The sequence below is a fragment of the Streptomyces sp. NPDC025721 genome (genome assembly GCF_055558595.1).
On the sequence record NZ_JBVHMF010000036.1, the window covers coordinates 22845 to 39444 of the forward strand.

17 protein-coding genes are annotated in these 16600 nt (G+C 71.9%); 9 read left to right on the top strand and 8 right to left on the bottom strand.

Translation table 11 applies throughout. The features are described from left to right. Positions 1-80: 80 nt before the first annotated feature. Positions 81-374 (bottom strand): acyl carrier protein, encoded by a 294-nt coding sequence (locus tag ACZ4EF_RS33395; RefSeq protein ID WP_355334794.1) that lies wholly within the window; start codon positions 372-374, stop codon positions 81-83. A gap of 300 nt (positions 375-674) precedes the next feature. Here ACZ4EF_RS33395 and ACZ4EF_RS33400 point away from each other — a divergent pair, with 300 nt between their 5' ends. From ACZ4EF_RS33400 to ACZ4EF_RS33410, 3 genes are all read left to right on the top strand, one after another. Then, positions 675-1388, top strand: coding sequence for a thioesterase II family protein (locus ACZ4EF_RS33400; protein WP_355334797.1), 714 nt, complete (start codon positions 675-677; stop codon positions 1386-1388). 148 nt (positions 1389-1536) lie between these two features. Next, positions 1537-2670, top strand: a complete 1134-nt coding sequence (locus ACZ4EF_RS33405) for an acyl-CoA dehydrogenase family protein (protein ID WP_391047692.1) — start codon at positions 1537-1539, stop codon at positions 2668-2670. Then, positions 2667-4145, top strand: coding sequence for an amino acid adenylation domain-containing protein (locus tag ACZ4EF_RS33410; RefSeq protein WP_391047695.1), 1479 nt, complete (start codon positions 2667-2669; stop codon positions 4143-4145). The genes ACZ4EF_RS33405 and ACZ4EF_RS33410 overlap by 4 nt, the downstream gene beginning before the upstream one ends. Here ACZ4EF_RS33410 and ACZ4EF_RS33415 read toward each other — a convergent pair. Then, positions 4125-4790, bottom strand: a complete 666-nt coding sequence (locus ACZ4EF_RS33415; RefSeq protein ID WP_467507874.1) for a response regulator transcription factor — start codon at positions 4788-4790, stop codon at positions 4125-4127. The genes ACZ4EF_RS33410 and ACZ4EF_RS33415 overlap by 21 nt on opposite strands. A gap of 494 nt (positions 4791-5284) precedes the next feature. Between ACZ4EF_RS33415 and ACZ4EF_RS33420 the strand changes: the two genes are divergently transcribed. From ACZ4EF_RS33420 to ACZ4EF_RS33435, 4 genes are all read left to right on the top strand, one after another. Next, positions 5285-5920, top strand: coding sequence for a TetR/AcrR family transcriptional regulator (locus ACZ4EF_RS33420; RefSeq protein WP_355334808.1), 636 nt, complete (start codon positions 5285-5287; stop codon positions 5918-5920). A gap of 377 nt (positions 5921-6297) precedes the next feature. After that, positions 6298-7056, top strand: a complete 759-nt coding sequence (locus tag ACZ4EF_RS33425; protein ID WP_402712620.1) for a ferric reductase-like transmembrane domain-containing protein — start codon at positions 6298-6300, stop codon at positions 7054-7056. Next, positions 7053-8759: an FAD-dependent oxidoreductase gene (locus ACZ4EF_RS33430; RefSeq protein WP_467507877.1), complete on the top strand. Its 1707-nt coding sequence runs from the start codon at positions 7053-7055 to the stop codon at positions 8757-8759. The genes ACZ4EF_RS33425 and ACZ4EF_RS33430 overlap by 4 nt, the downstream gene beginning before the upstream one ends. Continuing rightward, positions 8756-9028 (top strand): hypothetical protein, encoded by a 273-nt coding sequence (locus tag ACZ4EF_RS33435; RefSeq protein ID WP_391047703.1) that lies wholly within the window; start codon positions 8756-8758, stop codon positions 9026-9028. Before ACZ4EF_RS33430 ends, ACZ4EF_RS33435 begins: the two co-directional genes overlap by 4 nt. Before the next feature lie 36 nt (positions 9029-9064). Here the strand turns inward: ACZ4EF_RS33435 and ACZ4EF_RS33440 are convergent, their stop codons facing one another. The 4 genes from ACZ4EF_RS33440 to ACZ4EF_RS33455 all read right to left on the bottom strand — a co-directional run bounded on the left by ACZ4EF_RS33440 (position 9065) and on the right by ACZ4EF_RS33455 (position 12026). Next, entirely contained in the window at positions 9065-9919 is an 855-nt protein-coding gene (locus tag ACZ4EF_RS33440; RefSeq protein WP_401307343.1) for a DUF4232 domain-containing protein, read from the bottom strand. Continuing rightward, positions 9903-10406, bottom strand: a complete 504-nt coding sequence (locus tag ACZ4EF_RS33445; protein WP_355334821.1) for an RNA polymerase sigma factor — start codon at positions 10404-10406, stop codon at positions 9903-9905. Before ACZ4EF_RS33445 ends, ACZ4EF_RS33440 begins: the two co-directional genes overlap by 17 nt. A gap of 189 nt (positions 10407-10595) precedes the next feature. Next, positions 10596-11276 (bottom strand): class F sortase, encoded by a 681-nt coding sequence (locus ACZ4EF_RS33450; RefSeq protein WP_355334824.1) that lies wholly within the window; start codon positions 11274-11276, stop codon positions 10596-10598. A 3-nt stretch (positions 11277-11279) separates the two neighbouring features. Next, entirely contained in the window at positions 11280-12026 is a 747-nt protein-coding gene (locus tag ACZ4EF_RS33455) for a DUF4232 domain-containing protein (protein ID WP_401307350.1), read from the bottom strand. Between the two features lie 214 nt (positions 12027-12240). Here ACZ4EF_RS33455 and ACZ4EF_RS33460 point away from each other — a divergent pair, with 214 nt between their 5' ends. Beyond that, the gene (locus tag ACZ4EF_RS33460) at positions 12241-13074 is read left to right on the top strand and encodes a phosphotransferase (RefSeq protein WP_467507880.1); all 834 of its coding nucleotides are present in this window, start codon (positions 12241-12243) and stop codon (positions 13072-13074) included. A 42-nt stretch (positions 13075-13116) separates the two neighbouring features. Here the strand turns inward: ACZ4EF_RS33460 and ACZ4EF_RS33465 are convergent, their stop codons facing one another. Further along, positions 13117-13530 (bottom strand): MarR family winged helix-turn-helix transcriptional regulator, encoded by a 414-nt coding sequence (locus tag ACZ4EF_RS33465; protein ID WP_391048211.1) that lies wholly within the window; start codon positions 13528-13530, stop codon positions 13117-13119. Positions 13531-13757: 227 nt separating this feature from the next. Between ACZ4EF_RS33465 and ACZ4EF_RS33470 the strand changes: the two genes are divergently transcribed. Continuing rightward, a complete protein-coding gene (locus ACZ4EF_RS33470; protein WP_467507882.1) occupies positions 13758-15251 on the top strand; it encodes an MFS transporter in 1494 nt (497 codons plus the stop codon). An 87-nt stretch (positions 15252-15338) separates the two neighbouring features. On the opposite strand, the gene ACZ4EF_RS33475 is transcribed toward ACZ4EF_RS33470, so the two are convergent. Beyond that, positions 15339-16373, bottom strand: coding sequence for an NAD(P)-dependent alcohol dehydrogenase (locus tag ACZ4EF_RS33475; protein WP_467507905.1), 1035 nt, complete (start codon positions 16371-16373; stop codon positions 15339-15341). Positions 16374-16600: the final 227 nt, after the last annotated feature.

Here is a 16600-nt window from a genome sequence, read left to right on the forward strand (position 1 = left end):
CTCGGCACGGGCCGCGCTTCCGGTCGGGCGGTTCGCGTCCGCGTCAAAGCGGCGGCGGCACAGCGGCGTCGGACAGAGCGTCAGGCCATGGCGGCGGGGTCGGTCTGGATCCGGACCACGAGCTTGCTGATGGCGTCCAGGCTCTTGAAGTTCCTGCCGACGATGTACTCGGGCGGCATGAACAGCCCGTACCTGTCGTGGATATGGGCGATCAGCTCGGTGGTGTTCAGCGACGTGAGGATTCCGAGCTGGAGCAGCGGGGAATCGGGCTCGATTCCCTCCTCGCCCTCGGGCAGGAATCGCGTTTCGACGAACTCCTTCAGCTCCGCGAGGACTTCGTCGTAGCCGAGCTGCGGATCAGAACTGTCGGACATGCGTAGCGACCTTCCGGAGTCCGGGGTTGACACGGCGGAACCCCCGACTCCACGAAGTCGCGGTCGGCTCGGCCAGGGCCCCAAACGTAGCTACGGGCGCCGCCGGAGGACTTCACCAGACCTGATGAATTACGCCCGCGCACACACGCCCCGAAGTGCGTACTTACGGGGGAGGCGCCGCTTCCGCTTCACGTGCGGGTCCTCATTAATGATGAGTACTCACGGCCGTGGCCCCGTGCCGCCGCAACGGCGAGGATCGAGGGACCATCCGGTGCGCCCGATCACAGGAGGTCCGCGGCCGTGCTGCTTCCCGCCCTACGGCCCCAGTTGCTGTGCCTGCCCCATGCCGGCGGCAGCGCGGTGATGTACCACGCGTGGCGGCCCGGCCTCGCCGAGGTGGCGCGGGTCCGCCCGGTCGACCTGCCGGGCCACGGCAGCCGCAGGCGCGAACCGCTCGCCCAGGACATCGGCACGCTGACCCGTACCCTCGCGGCCGAGCTGGCACCCGGTATCGAGGGACCCTACGCGGTGTTCGGGCACAGCTTCGGCGCCGTGGTCGCCTTCGAACTGACCCACCGGCTCTCGCAGTTGGTCGGGCCGCCCGCTGCCCTGATCGTCTCGGGACGCAATTCGCCCCGCACCCCGCACGCGCTGCCGCCGCTGCACAACGCTCCGCCCGCCCAACTGCTGAGCGGCCTGCGGACGTTGGAGGGCGCACTGCCCGCCGTCGAGGACAGTCCTGAGCTGCTCGACCTGTTCCTTCCGCCGCTCCGCGCCGACCTGCGGATGACGGAGACCTACCGCCGTCCCACCGAACTGCCGCCGCTGTCCTGCCCGGTGCATGTCTTCGCCGGCGACCTGGACCCGGTGGTGGACGCGCCGGGGCTGGCCGCGTGGGCGGCGGAGACCACCGGGCCGTGCCGGGTCACCACCGTGCGGGGCGGCCACATGATGCTCGCCAGCGCCGAACTGCGCTCCGCGCTGGCGGACCTGCTCACGGTGGGCGCGATGTGATCCGCGAGCCCTGAGCCCTGAGCGCGGAGCCCTCGGCCCCGAGCCCCAGCCCCGAGCCCCGAGCCCTGAGCCCTGAGCCCTGAGCCCTGAGCGCAGCACCCCACTTTCCGTTTCTCCCTCCCTCCCCCCTCCCGATGCAGGAGCCAGCGTGGACTTCAGTTGGAGCACCGAGCAGACCGCGCGGTACGAGGAGACCGTCCGCCGGGCCGCCGACGCGTTCCCCGCGGACCGTCCGCGGCGCCCCGGTGAACGGTCCGACTGGCGGGAACTCGGCCGGATCGGCGCCCTGGGCGCCTGTCTTCCCGCCGAGTACGGCGGGGACGGCCTCGGCGCGCTCGACACCGCGCGGGTCATCGAGGCCGTGGGCCGCGGCTGCCACGACACCGGGCTGGTCTTCGCGGCCAGCGCCCACCTCTTCGCCTGCGCCGTGCCGATCGCGGAGTTCGGCAGCGCGGACCTCAAGAAGCGCTTCCTGCCGGAGCTGGCGTCCGGCCGGATGATCGCGGGCAACGCCATGACGGAGCCGGAGTCCGGCTCCGACGTCTCGCGGCTGCGGGTGACGGCGACCGAAGTGCCCGGCGGATTCGTCCTGGACGGCGAGAAGAGCTTCGTCAGCAACGGCCCGGCCGCCGACGTCCTGGTCACGTACGCGACCAGCGACCCCGACTCGGGACACCTCGGCCAGACCGCCTTCGTCGTGCCGGCCGACGCCCCCGGGGTGCTGCGCGGTGAGCCCTTCGAGAAGATGGGCCTGTCCTCCTGCCTGGCGGGCACGGTGACCTTCCAGGAGTGCTTCGTCCCCGACGACCAGGTGCTGGGCGTCGAGGGGATGGGCGCGACGATCTTCCAGACGTCCATGGGCTGGGAGCGCGCCTGCCTCTTCGCGGGCTATCTGGGCCTGATGGACCGGCTGGTCGAGGAGTGCGTCCGATTCGCCCGCGAGCGGCGGCAGTTCGGCCGTCGCATCTCCGGCTTCCAGGCGGTCTCGCACCGCATCGTGGACATGAAGCTGCGGCTGGAGAGCGCCAGACTCCTGCTCTACCGGGCCTGTTGGGAGATGGACCGCGGCGGCAGGGCGACCTTGCCGGTGGCGCTGTCGAAGCTCGCCGTCTCCGAGGCCGCGGTGCAGAGCGCGCTGGACGCCGTACGGATTCTCGGCGGTCGCGGATACCGGTCGGAGTCGGGTGTGGAGGCGGCGCTGCGGGACGCGGTGCCGAGCGTGCTGTTCTCCGGTACCTCGGAGATCCAGAAGGAGCTCGTCGCGAAGGAGCTGGGACTGTGAGGCTGCACGAATTCGTCACCGCCGCCGCCCGCAGGGCGCCGGATTCCCTCGCGGTCGACGCCGTCGACGGACGGCTGACCTACGGCGAACTGGACGCGCTCGCGGCGCGTTACGGCGCGGCGCTGGCCGCGAGCGGGGTGCGGCCGGGCGACCGGGTCGTGCTGTGGAGCGCGAAGAGCCTGCACGTCGTGGCGCTGATGCAGGCGTGCCTGCGCGGCGGCGCGGTCTACGTACCGGTGGCGTCCTCGAACCCGCCGTCGCGGCTGGCGCGGATCGTCGCGGCCTGCGCCCCCGCGCTGGTGGTGACCGACGAGGACGGCGCGGACGCGGCGGCCGACGCGGGCTGGGACGCGGCGCCCTGCCGTACCTTCGCGGACCTGCTGGCGACGGGCGAGGGCCAGCCCGTACCGTCGCCGGTCGAGGGCTCCGAGCACGATCCGGCGTACATCCTGTTCACGTCGGGTTCGACCGGTGAGCCCAAGGGTGTGTGCCTGAGCCACCTCAACGCGCTGGCGTTCGTGCGGTGGGCGGCGGCCGATCTGCGGCTGGTCCCCTCGGACCGGCTCTCCAACCACGCGCCGTTCAATTTCGACCTGTCGGTCTTCGACCTCTACGCGGCGTTCCTGGCGGGCGCCAGCGTCCATCTGGTGCCCGAGGCGCTGGCCTACGCGCCGGCCCAGCTCGTCCGCTTCATGGACGAGCACGCGATCACCGTCTGGTACTCGGTGCCGTCGGCGCTCACCTTGATGATCACCAAGGGCGGGCTGCTGGACGGGCCGCCGCCGCGCGCGCTGCGGGCCTGCGTCTTCGCGGGCGAGGCGTTCCCGATCGCCCATGTGCGGCGGCTGCGCGCGGCCTGGCAGGACGTCAGGCTGCTCAACTGGTACGGCCCGACCGAGACGAATGTCTGTACGTCGTACGAGGTCTGCGCCGCCGATCTCGACCGCGCGGGCGCCCTGCCGATCGGCGCGGTCTGCTCGGGCGACACCCTGGAGCTGGGCCCCGAGGTCGCGGGCCAGGCGGGGCGGGAGCTGCTGGTCTCCGGCCCCACGGTGATGCTCGGGTACTGGGGCCATCCGCCGCAGAGCGGCCCGTACGCGACCGGCGACCTCGTGCGGTACGACGACGCGGGCATGCTGGAGTACCTGGGGCGCCGCGACCACATGGTGAAGATCCGCGGCAACCGGGTGGAGCTGGGCGAGATCGAGAGCGTCCTGAGCCTGCACCCGCAGGTCAGGGACGTGGCCGTGGTCGTGCTCGGGACCGGGCTCACGGCACGGCTGCACGCCGTGGTGGTCCCGGCCCCGGACAGCGCTCCGGGCCTGCTCGCGCTCAAGCGGTGGAGCGCCGAACGGCTCCCCACCTACATGCTCGTCGACAGCCTCAGCCTTTTCGACGAGATACCCCGAACCGGGAACGGCAAGAAAGACCGTTCCCAGGTCGCGAAAATGGTGTCACATACTGGTACCGACTAAAGATTCTAAATTGCCGCCGGCTCTGACAATTCCTTTTTCATAAGCATATATAACGGCGTGTACTCGATTGCGCAGAGCCAGCTTGTCCAGCATGCGCTGAACGTGTGATTTCACGGTGCTCTCACTCAGAAAAAGTGCTTCTGATATTTCCGCGTTCGAATAGCCGCGGATGATGAGCTGGAGCACGTCGCGCTCACGCCGGGTTATTCCACTGGACACCAGATCGGTCTCCGATGTTTCCGCTTGCGGCGGTTCCGGCGTGATGGCCGCCGCGGTGGCGGCGGCAGTGGCGGCCCCGACGGTGGGAATCACCAGTCGATAACCGGCGGCGACCATCCGGACGGCGGCGATGATCCGCTCCGGACTCGCCTGACTGTCGAGCACACCCCTGGCACCGGCCGCCTGCCAGCGCTGAGCGCACTGCTCCAGGCTCTGGACCAGGGCTAATATCTTAGGGCAGCCGTCGGCGCCGCCGACGATGAGCTGCTGGATGGCATGCGGAACATCCGGCGCCACGTCCAGCGCGTCGATGATCACCACATGCGGAGACAACCTTGCCACGCAGGGCAGAGCGTGCCGAATATCGGCAACCTCGCCCACGACTTCCAGATCGGTTTCCCTGCTCAGCAGGACACTGAGTCCCACACGGGAAACCGCTCTGGAGTCGACGAGAAGAACTCTCGTGATCCCATCCTGAAGCATCGAGCCCCCGACCTTCAGCAAACAGCACGTTATTTCGACTCTAGCACGCACGCCTGACCAGCATCAACATGGAACATTTGAGCTCGTTATGATTGAAAGTTAAATCTATAGCCCTTTCGGGCAATGCCCCGAGCCGCCGCACAGGTCACGGCGCGCCGATAAACTCCCCTCGCGGACAGGTCGCCCGTTTGCGTCCCAAAGAGGTTTCAAGCGACCCTCGCGGGTAATTCTTCCGGGTTCGGCGAGGCGTGTCGAGCGCCCGGCGGGCGGCCGGGCCGCGTCGGCGCCGGACCGGACCGGCGCCCGGTCCGCACGCGGTCCGCGCCCGCGGCGCCGGCGGTGGCCGGCGCACGGCCGGCGGGTGGTTGGCGTTTCACCCCGCCGAGGCTACTCTCATAAATCACCGAACGGTGAATTTACGTGACAGGGCGGCGGTCATGGGAGAGGCGGTCACCGGACGGCCCGGCCGACGGCCGGGCCGCAGCGGCAGCAGGGAGGCGATCCTGCGGGCGGCGCGGCTGAAATTCGCCGAGTACGGCTACGAGCGGACGACGGTGCGCGGCATCGCCCGCGAAGCGAAGGTCGACGCGGCGCTCGTGCACCACTTCTTCCGGTCCAAGGAAGGGGTGTTCGCCGCCGCCGTCCACGAGGCGGTGCGCCCGATGGAGTTGCTGCCGGTGCTCGCCGGGGATCCCGCCACCTCGGGCGAGCGGCTGCTGACGACGGTCCTCGGCCTGTGGGAGTCGGCCGAGCGGCACGACGCGCTGCTGGCGGTGATCCGGTCGGCGGTCTCGCACGAGACGGCCGCCGGGATCCTGCGGGAATTCCTCGGCCGCGAAGTGCTCGGCCCGCTGGCCCAGGCACTGGCCGAGCCACAACGCGCTTTGCGCTCGGCCCTGTTGGGCTCCCAGCTCATCGGTCTGGTCATGGCCCGCTACATCATCCGCGTCGAGCCGCTGGCATCCGCGAGCACGCCGTCGCTGATCGCCGTGTACGCGCCGGTGATCCAGAATTCCCTCACCGGCGACCTGCCGCTCCCCCGCACGGCCGACCGTCCGGGCGGCGCGGGCTGAGCCGCGCCCGGCCCGGTCCTTCACCATTCGCCGCGCAGTACACCGGTTCGTGATTCACCATCGCCGCGCAAAGCCTTTACGCGAGCTACGCGATCCGGGCCGGTGATTCGCCGTCACAATGGTGATTTAGCGTCATATCGAGCCGGGCCGGGGCCCGTTGGCCATGCATCGACCGCGCGCGAATCTTGGTGTAGCGTCTGCCGCCAAGCAGCGTGTCCTTCAGGGGAAAGGGCCCGAAGAGAAGCCTGCCCCGAACACCTTTGCCGCATTCATCGGCGAATGCACAAAATGGTAACGGGACAGCTCGACTCCGGGTATCGCCCCAGGTCTTCGCCCTGCGCGTGTCGCAGTCGCGTCGATACGAGGAGTCACAGGATATGGTCACGGTCGCGGCATTCGACAGCCGTAAGAAGGCCCCCGCGCTCAGCGGTGCTTCCCGTCTTCTGCTGGTGCTTTTCTCGGTATTGGTGCTTTTCACGGTGGGGTTGCTCCTGGCGCGCGGCACTTCCGCCGCCGCTCCCATCCCCGGTTCTCCGCTGGACGCGTACGACAAGCAGGTCCCCTACGACATGGGCGTCCACAAGATCGCGAGACTCGCGGCTCTGATCGCGTATGTGCTGATGGTGGCCACCGTCGTCCTCGGTGTGCTGCTGCGGCTGAGATTCCTGCAGCACGCGGTCAACCGGGCCACCTTCTACGGCGCGCACATGACGCTGGCGCTCTCCGCGATGATCTTCGGTGTCGTGCACGGCGCGACCTTTCTCTACCAGCCGGTCTGGCGGATCGGCGGCCGTGAGCTGACCGTGCCGTTCACCGGCGGTGTGCAGCGGCTCCCGGTGGGCTTCGGCATCCTCGGCACCGAACTGGCCATCGCCGTGGGATGTTCGGTGTGGCTCCAGCGCAGACTGGGCTACCACCGCTGGCTGAGGACTCATCAGTTCGCTTACGTGGCCTTCGGGTTGATCTGGCTGCACGTCTTCCTGGTGCACCCGGAGCCGCGCCATCTGAATCTGGTGTCGGTCGGCATCGCCACCGGCGCGGGCACGGTGTTGCTGGCCTTCCTGATCCGCGCCTTCCCGTCCCGCTCCCGGCTCAGACAGCGCACCTACCTCGGCAGGCCGGGAGCCGCCGAATGATCCAGCCGCCTCCCCCGGGCCGTGTCCCCCCGGCGCCCTGGCCACCGGGTCAGACGCCCGCCGCACGGCCCACCACACCGGTCGTCGTCCACCAGGGCCGCCCGCCCGCGCGCACCGCGCCGCCGCTCCCCCAAGCCCCCATCGCCGCCGAGTCGTTCGCGCCCGCCAGGCCCGTACTGGTGCCCGAGGCGGAGCCGGTACGGATCAGCGTCGACAACAACCGGTGCCACATCTACGGCATCTGCCAGCAAGAGGCGCCCGAGGTCTTCCGGATCGCCGAGAGCGGTTCGCTGCACTACACGCGCAGCGTGCCCGCCGACTACGCGGCCAAGGCCCGCCAGGCGGTGCGGTGTTGCCCGATGCAGGCCATCACCGTCCACGGCGGGCAGAGCCCGTCCGGCGGTCCCGCCACGATCGGGCGGCGGGCGGCGAGGCCGCTGCGCAGCGGCTCCGCGGCGCGGGCGAGCCTGCGGCGGATCGTCGTCGCGGGCGCCGGGCTCGCCGGGCTGAGCGCCGCGACCCGACTCAGGGAGCGCGGCTTCGACGGGGAGTTGGTGATGGTCGGCGAGGAGCCGCACCGGCCGTACAGCCGTCCGCCGCTGTCCAAGCAGTATCTGTCGGGCCGGCTCGCCGAACAGCAGTTGCCCTTCCGGGCGGACGCGGCGCTGGACGCGCACTGGCTGCTCGACACCCGGATGACGGGGCTGGACCTGGCGAAGTCCGCGATCGAACTGCGCGGCGGGGAGTATCTGCCGTTCGACGGGCTGGTGGTGGCGACCGGTGTGGACGCCAAGCGGCTGCCCGAGGCGCCGGTGTTCAGCGACCGGGTCCGTACCGTCCGCACGATCGAGGACGCGGCGGCGATACGGCGGGCGATGCACGCGGCGCGCGCCCGTCGGGTGGTGATCCTCGGCGGCGGCTTCATCGGCTGCGAACTCGCCTGCACCGCGCGGGAGAACGGGATGGACGTGACGCTCGTCGTCCACAGCGCGCCGCTGCTGCGCCGGGTGCTCGGCGCCAGGGTCGGCGCGGTGGTCGGCTCGCTCCAGCGCCGCGCGGGTGTCGACGTCCGCCTCGGCACGAAGATCACCGACTGGCAGGACCACGGCGACGGGCTGCGGCTGCGGCTCGACGACGGCGCGGTCCTCGACTGCGACTTCGTGGTGCTCGGTCTCGGCGGCCAGCCCCGTACCGAGTGGCTGCGGGGCAGTGGTCTGGAGATCTCCGACGGCGTGCTCTGCGGGCCGACCTGCCACGCGGTGGACCAGTGGGGCAGGACCACGCCGCATGTGGTGGCGGCCGGGGACGTGGCCCGCTGGCCGAACCCGCGGTTCGACACCGAGCCGCGCCGGGTCGAACATCTCATCCACGCCGTGGAGATGGGGCAGCACGCCGCCGACTCGTTGCTGCGCGGCCCCGGACGCGCGGCGCGCTTCACTCCGGTGCCGCGCTTCTGGTCGGAACAGCACGGCATCCGGATCCAGGCGGTGGGCATCCCCGCGCTCGGCACGGACACCGAGGTCATGGCGGGCTCGATGCGCTCCGACCGCTTCCTCGTCCGCTACTCCCGGCAGACCGCGTACGGTCCGCAGATCGTGGCGGCCGTCGCCTTCGACATGCCGCTGGAACTCCTGCGCTACCGCGACCAGATCGGACGCACCCTGCCCCATACCCGGCCCACCGGCGGAAGGGGGCGCCGATGAGCCGTCGCGGCGTCAACCGCAGGAGTCGTTCCGGGCTGCTGCTGTCCGGCGGGATGCTGTCGTGGCTGCTCAGCGTCCCCGCCCGGCTGCACCTGCGCTGGCTGATGATCCTGCTCGTGATGGCGGCGGCGATGGCGGCGTACGGCAGGGTGCTGATCACCGCGGCGCCGATGCCGCCCAGCAAACCGCCGGGCGTCCGTTCGGGTTCCCCCGCGTCCCCCACCTACTCGATGCCGCCCGCGACCTCCAGCCCGCCGGACGTGCACTGAGCCGGCGCCGGCGCGGACCGACCCCCGCCGTCCCCGTCAGGACGGCGGGTTGCCCGTCGCGCCCGCGGTGAAGGGGGTGACCACGAACTCGTTGTCGCAGTTGGTGATCTTCCCCGGGAAGACCAGCGACGCCCTGCTGCCCGGCGGGTAGATCCGCAGGCTCGTGGAGGTCGGCAGGCAGGTCCCCTGCTGGTTGACGGTGTGGATGGTGTCGCTCGCGGACTCGCCGGGCCGCAGCACGACGGGCCCGTGCGGGAGATTCTGGTACGTGGCGGGGGCACCGATCTGCTTGCCGTTCGCGTCCAGCAGCGACAGGCCGGGGAAGCCGGTGACATGGCAGACCGTATCGCTGTGGTTGGTGAGCAGCAGGTAGCGGTAGAGGTTGCCCGCGCCCGCGTCACCGTCGCCGAGGGAGGCGGTGAGCTGCGCGGCCGTGCACAGCGGTGTGGCGGCGGAGTCGGTGCCGGTGCTGGTGCTGGTCGGCGAGGTGGGCGGGGTGGTCCCTGACGGCTCGGACGTGACGGTCGTACCGTCGCCCGGGCCCTTGGTGGGCGTGGTCCGCGTCGGGGTGGGCGCGGGCGGCGGCACGACGGGCGGGGTCGTCGGTCCGGGGGCCGTGGTGACGGGCCCGCTGCTGTTGGCCGGTGTGGGGACGACCTCCTGCGAGTCGTCCCTGTTGAGCGTGCCGGCCACGTAGAAGGCACCGGTGATGACGGCGGCGGCGAGCGTGCCGCCGACCATCGCGCGGGAGCGGCGGCGCCTGGCCGCGCGGCGGCGGATCAGCTCGAACGAGCCCGCGGGCGGCGGCAGATAGACCGCGGGCGGGCGCAGCAGCGGCTCCAGCGGGTCGAAGGGCTCCCCGCCGGGACCGTCGTCAGACAGTCCGGTCATGGTGTTCCCCCAGCCTGGCGCGCAGCAGTTCGCGGGCCGCGTGCAGGTCGGCCTTGACCGTGCCCTCGTTCCGGCCGAGCAGCGCGGCCACCTGCTGTACGGGCAGGTCCGCGTAGTAGTACAGCAGTGCCGGGTCGCGCAGTCGCTCCGGGAGGGACTGGACGAGCATGCGCACCGAGGGGTCGCTGCTGTCCTGCTGCTCCTTCACGGCTTCCTCCGTGGTGAATCGGCGCATGGCGCGGCGCTCCCGCTCCAGTCTGCGCCAGTGGTCCCTGACCAGGTTGGCCGCGGTCACATAGAGGTATCCGCTGGGCTCCTCGACCTTGGTCCAGCGCGCCCACAGCCGGGTGAAGGCCTCGGACGCGATCTCGTGCGCGGTCCCGTCGTCGTCCACCAGACGGCGGCACCAGCCCGCCAGGCGCGGATAGACGGCCTCGAACAGCTCGGCGGCCGCGCGCTCTTGGGACCGGATGGCCGCTCTCCTCACTCGTCGTCCTCGTGGTGATCGTCGTCTGCCCCGGTGGCGCCGGGGCAGACCTCCCGGGCCGCCCGGTGCCGTCCGCCCCGCGCCGGCCCCGGATCGGGGCCGGGGCCGGGGCCGGGGACGTACGCGCGGACCGGGTCCGGTGCGTACGAGCGGTGGGTGTCCGGACGGCGGACGGGTGCGGGGTCCTGTTCAGGTTCCCGCTCCCGACGACAGGGACGCGTAGACGATCACGTTGTCCTGATAGCCGCTCCCGGTGATCCGGGTGCCGCCACAGGTGATGAGACGCAGAGCGGGGTGGTCGACGTTCCCGTACACGCGGTCCGTCGGAAATCGCGCTTTGGCGACCGTCTGGACGGAGTCGACGGTGAAGGCGGCCGTGGCGCCGTCCTTGAGGCCGATCTCGATCCGGTCGCCGGCGGCGAGCTCGGACAGGTGGCGGAAGACGCCGTCGCCGTACTGTCCGACCGTGACGTGGCCGAGGATCACCGAGGGTCCGGTGACGCCGGGCGTCGGCGAGCCGCTGTACCAGCCCGCGGGCGAGCGCGCCTCGATCGGCGGTACGGCCACGGTGCCGTCGGAGTTGAGCCCCAGTGACATCACCGGGGTGTCGACGCCGATGGCCGCGATCCGCAGCCGGACCGGGACGGAGCGGGCCAGCGGTACGGCCCCGGTGGTCGCCGGGGTCGTGCCGCCGGACGACGGCGTCGAGGTCGCGGACGCCGAGGCGGACGGTGTCCGCTCCGTCCCGCCCGGGGTGGCCCGAGCGGGCGGGTCGGACTGGCAGCCGCTCAGCAGCACCAGTACGGCGGCGGCGAGCACGCACCAGGCCCGTACCGGGACGGAACGGCTGAGGGAGGTGACGGTCGGCAACGGTCAGTCCTGTGCCCGGCCGTGCGACCTGCGGCGCATCCCGGTGACCAGGCCGAGGGCGCCGACGGCCAGCACACCGGCGCCGGCCAGCGCGAGGGTGTCCTTGTCGTGGGTGCCCGAGGAGTGCGCGGTCTCGGCGAGGCCGGTGTCGGGGGCGCCGCTGGGTACGGCGGTGACCTGCGAGCCGGAGCCGGAGGACGTGGTGGTGGGCGTCGGCGCGGGCGCGGAGTTGGAGGGGTTGCCGCCGGTGCCCGCGACGAGCGGGGTGACGGAGAACTGGTTGTCGCAGTTGGTGATCTTCCCCGCGAAGACCAGCGACGCCTTGTTACCCGGCGGGTAGATCCGCAGGCTCGTGGAGGTCGGCAGGCAGGTTCCCTGGTGGTTGATGGTGTGGATGGTGTCGCTCACCTTGCCGCCGGGGCGCAGCACGACCGCCGCGTAGCCGTTGTGCTCGCGGGTGGCGGGCGCGCCTATCTGCTTGCCGCTCGCGTCGAGCAGCGACAGGCCGGGGAATCCGGTGAGGTGACAGGTGGTGCCGCTGTGGTTGGTCAGCACCAGGTAGCGGTAGAGGTTGCCCGCTCCGGCGTCCTGACCGCCGAGGGACGCGGTGAGCTGGGAGGTGGCGCACATCGGAGTGCTCGATGTGTCGCTCGCGGGGGCGACGGCGGTCGCCGGGGACGCTCCGAGTACGGCGAAACTGGCCGCGGTCGAGAACGCGGCGGCGCCGACGGCGAGTGAACTCATGCGCATGTCCGGTCTTCCCTTCTCCCCCCGGCTGCCGCGCTCCGGAACGAGCGCCGGCCGGGCCGTAAGGGGATTCGCAGGGGAGAGACGACGCGGGGTAGGGCCGGGTTGTAAAGAGATTGCCAAATCGATCGAGCGGCGAGCGGCGGCACTTCGCGCACGGGGTTTCCCGCGCCGCCTCCCGGCGGGTCCAACGGCGGGCCTGGCAGGATCGGTTGCCATGGGCGCGCATCAGTGGGGCACGCACGCGGTGACGTTCGCGGCCGGCGGCGTGACCAAGCGGTTCCCGGCCACCGCCCACGAGCGCGCCGTGCGCGAGTGGCGGGCGTTGACGCTGCTCGACCGGCACGCGCCGGGGCTGGCGCCGCGGCCGTACTCCTTCGACCTGGGCGACGCGGAGCCGGTGGTCTCGATGTCCCTGCTGCCCGGAGTGCCGCTCCGGGGCGCGCCGTTGGACGGCGAGCGGCTGACGCGTCTCGCGCGGACGGTGAACGCGCTGCACAGCGCGCTGCCCGCCGACGTCCTCGCGCGGGTGCCCGTACGGCCGGAAGGTCCGCCGGAACTCGGCGCGCGGCTGCGCGGTTGGGCGCCGCGGGTGCGGGGACGGGTGGACGCGGCCGTGGGGGCCGCTGTCGACGCGGGCCTCGCCTGGCTGGACGCGTCGGGCCTGGACCGTACGGAACAGGCCGCCGTGCCCGCGGTCTTCGGCCCCGGTGACGGCAATCTCGCCAACTACCTCTGGGACGGCTCGCGTGTGCGGGTCGTGGACTTCGAGGACTCCGGCCGCAGCGACCGCGCCTATGAACTGGCGGAGATCACCGAGCATGTGGCGAGCTGGGTGGAACACCCGCTGGACGTCGCGGCGTTCCTGTCGCACGTCGAGCTGACGGCGGCGGAGACCGTACGGCTGCGGGACTGCCGACGGCTGATCGCGCTGGTGTGGCTGTTCCTGCTGTCCTTCGAGGACCTGGCCTCGGGAGATCCCGCCGCCCGGCGCAATCCGCCGGGTACGGCGCGGCGGCAGGCGGGCCGTCTGCTGGCCCTGCTCGGCTGACCGGCCGTACGCCCTCGCGCGGACGGTCCGCCGAGCGCGGTCTCACGGCCGCGGCCACTGCCGCCCTTCGCGGGACTCGATGCTGCGGTTGAAGCGGGCGAGCATGTCGCTGAGGAGTTCCACGTCCTGCGGCGACCAGTCGGTCAGGACGCTGTCGATGCCCGCGATGTAGAACGCGCGGTCGGCCGCGAGCCGTTTGGCGCCCTCTTCGGTGATGCGGAGCTTGCGGGCGAGGCCGCCGTCGGGGTCGGGGACGCGCTCGGCGAGGTCGGCCCTCAGGAGGGCGGCGGTCTGCCGGTTGACCGTCGAGGTGTCGAGCGCGAAGGCGTCGGCGAGCTGTCCGATGGACATCGGGCCCTCCGAGTCGAGGCGCGCGAGCAGCAGATACGCGGACTTGTCCAGCCGCTCGGCCGAGCTGTCCCGGCGCGTCAGCACATGGTGGCGGGCCACCAGCATCAGTTCCCGCTCCAGCCGCTCCAGCACACCGCCTCCGCATGACGTATGGACGCACGACGTGGGACGTACGAACCCGGGGCGCGCGCCGTGACGTCCGTGCTCCCACCTCCCGAGAGTACCCACGACCTGGGCAATGTGCATGACGCACATCCTATGTATCATGCACATCTCCCTGCCCACCTCGTCCACGGCCCCGCGGCCCGACGACCCCCACCGAAGGCGACGACATGTCCGACTCAGCAAGCGGCACCGGCATACCGGCAGCCGGTCACACCGCCGGTGTCCACCGGCCCGCGAGTGGCGCGGTCGTCGCCGTGCTGGCCTTCGCGGGCATCGTGGTCGCCCTCATGCAGACGCTGGTCGTCCCGCTGCTGCCCGAACTGCCCGGCCTGCTGCACGCCTCGGCCTCCGACACCTCATGGGTGATCACCGCCACCCTGCTCGCCGGAGCGGTCGCCACCCCGGTCACCGGACGGCTCGGCGACATGTACGGCAAGCGCCGCATCCTGCTGCTCAGCCTCGGTCTGCTGGTCGTCGGCTCGCTGGTCTGCGCCTTCACCTCGTCGCTGGTCCCGATGGTCGTGGGCCGGGCGCTCCAGGGCGGCGCGACGGGCGTCATCCCGCTGGGCATCAGCATCATGCGCGACGAACTGCCCGCGGAACGGCTCGGTTCCGCGATGGCGCTGATGAGCTCGTCGCTGGGCATCGGCGGCGCGCTCGGCCTGCCCAGCGCCGCGCTGATCGCGCAGCACGCCGACTGGCACGCGCTGTTCTACACCTCCGCGGGGCTCGGCGTGGCGGCGATGGCGCTGGTCCTGTTCCTCGTGCCGGAGTCCCCGGTGCGCACGCCGAGCCGGTTCGACGTGCCGGGCGCGATCGGGCTGTCCGTGGGCCTGGTCTGCCTGTTGCTGGCGATCTCCAAGGGCGGCGACTGGGGCTGGGCCTCGGGCACCACGCTGGGACTGCTGGCCGCGGCCGTCGTCGTACTCGTCGGCTGGGGCATGTTCGAACTGCGCACCACCGCGCCGCTGGTGGATCTGCGCACGACGGCCAGGCCGCAGGTGCTGCTCACCAACATCGCCTCCGTCATGGCCGGTTTCTCGCTCTTCGCGATGTCGCTGGTCCTGCCCCAACTCCTCCAGCTCCCCGAGGAGACGGGGTACGGGCTCGGCCGGTCCATGCTCGTGGCCGGTCTGTGCCTGGCCCCGTCCGGGCTGGTGATGATGGCCGTGTCGCCGCTGTCGGCGCGGATCTCGGCGGCCCGCGGCCCGCGCGTGTCCCTGATGATCGGCATGGCCGTCGTCGCGGTCGGCTACGGGCTCGGCCTGTTCCTCACCCACGCCGTGTGGCAGGTGGTGGTCGTCGCCTCCGTCATCGGCTGCGGGATCGCCCTCGCCTACGCGGCCATGCCCGCGCTCATCATGGGCGCGGTGCCGCTGGCGGAGACCGCCGCCGCCAACGGGCTCAACACCCTGATGCGGTCCATCGGCACCTCGTCGTCCAGCGCGGTCGTCGGCGTGATCCTCGCCCACATGACCACCACGTACCACGGCGCGCCGCTGCCCTCGCTCAGCGGCTTCCGGGTGGCCTTCGCCGTCGCCTGCGGCGCGGCCGTCGCGGCGCTGTTCATCGCCGCGTTCATCCCGGCGCGGCACGTGCGCGCCACGGGCGGCGGTACGGCGAAGGTCCCGGCACCGGCGCCGGCGGACGAGCCGGTCTGAGCGGTCCTCGGCCGTACCCGGTCCGAAGGCCCCAGAAAGTCACAGAAGGTCACAGAAGGTCCCAGAAGCTCAACGTGAGGTCGACCTTCAGGGCAGGATCACGGCGCGGCCGTTGATCTTCCCGGCGTGCAGCCGCTCGTAGGCGAGCGGAGCGTCGTCCAGGGAGTACGTCTCGACGTGGACCTCGACCGCGCCGGAGCGGGCGAGGTCGAGCACCTCGATCAGCTCGGCGCGCGAGCCCCAGTAGGGGGCGCGGACGGCCGCGTCGTAGGCGATGGTGCCGAAGCCGACCGTGGCGCTGCCGCCGCCGATGCCGACGATCGTCACGTCGGACTCGACGGCGGCGCAGGCGGTGGCGGTGGCGACCGTGGGGGCGGCTCCCACGAAGTCGAAGACGGCCTGGGCGCCGACGCCGTCGGTCAGCGCGCGGACCCGGTCGGCCGCGTCGGCGTCGGACAGGACGGTCTCGTGGGCACCGACCGCGCGCGCCAGCTCCAGCTTCTCGTCGCTGACGTCGAGGGCGATGACGCGGGCCGGGCTGAGCACCCGCAGCAGCTGCACGGCGACGTGGCCGAGGCCGCCGGTGCCGATGACGACGGCGGTGCTGCCGGGGACCAGCTTCGGCAGCGAGGTCTTGATCGCGTGGTACGGCGTGAGGCCCGCGTCGGTCAGCGGCACCGAGGCGACGGGGTCGAGGTCACCGAGCGGCACCAGGTGCCGGGGGTCGTCGACGATCATGTACTCGGCGATGGCGCCGGGCGCGCCGAGGCCGGGCGGGCGGATGCCCAGCTCCTCGGCGCGCAGACAGTAGTTCTCCTTGCCCTGCGCGCACATCAGGCAGCCGCCGCAGCCCCACGGGCCGTAGACGGCGACCGACTCGCCCGGCTCCAGCCCGCCGACGCCCTCGCCGAGCGCGGCGACGGTGCCCGCGCCCTCGTGGCCGAGGGTGAGCGGCAGCGCGAAGGGCAGGGCCTCGGCGGGCCAGCTCATGACGGCGATGTCGGAGTGGCACACCCCGGCCGCCGTGACCTTGAGCAGCACCTGGCCGGGGCCCGGCTCGGGGCGCGGGACGGTCACCACTTCGGGGGCGGCGCCCACGGTGCGGTACTGAACCGCCTTCATCTCGGCCTGCGGCTCCGCTGTCGTCCCGGCCCGAGTCGTGGCCGTCGTCCCTTCAGGGCTTGCTGATGTCGACATTCGGTGACCTCTCTCCGGCTCTCGCTCCCCCGCTTCTGCTCCCGGTCCCGCTGCCGGGACCCCCCTCCCGGCTCTTCGATTTTCCCCCGGTCCCGCCCGCCCCGCTCAGCGAACGCGGAAGGCCCCCGGCGGGTCGCCGGGGGCCTTCGGGC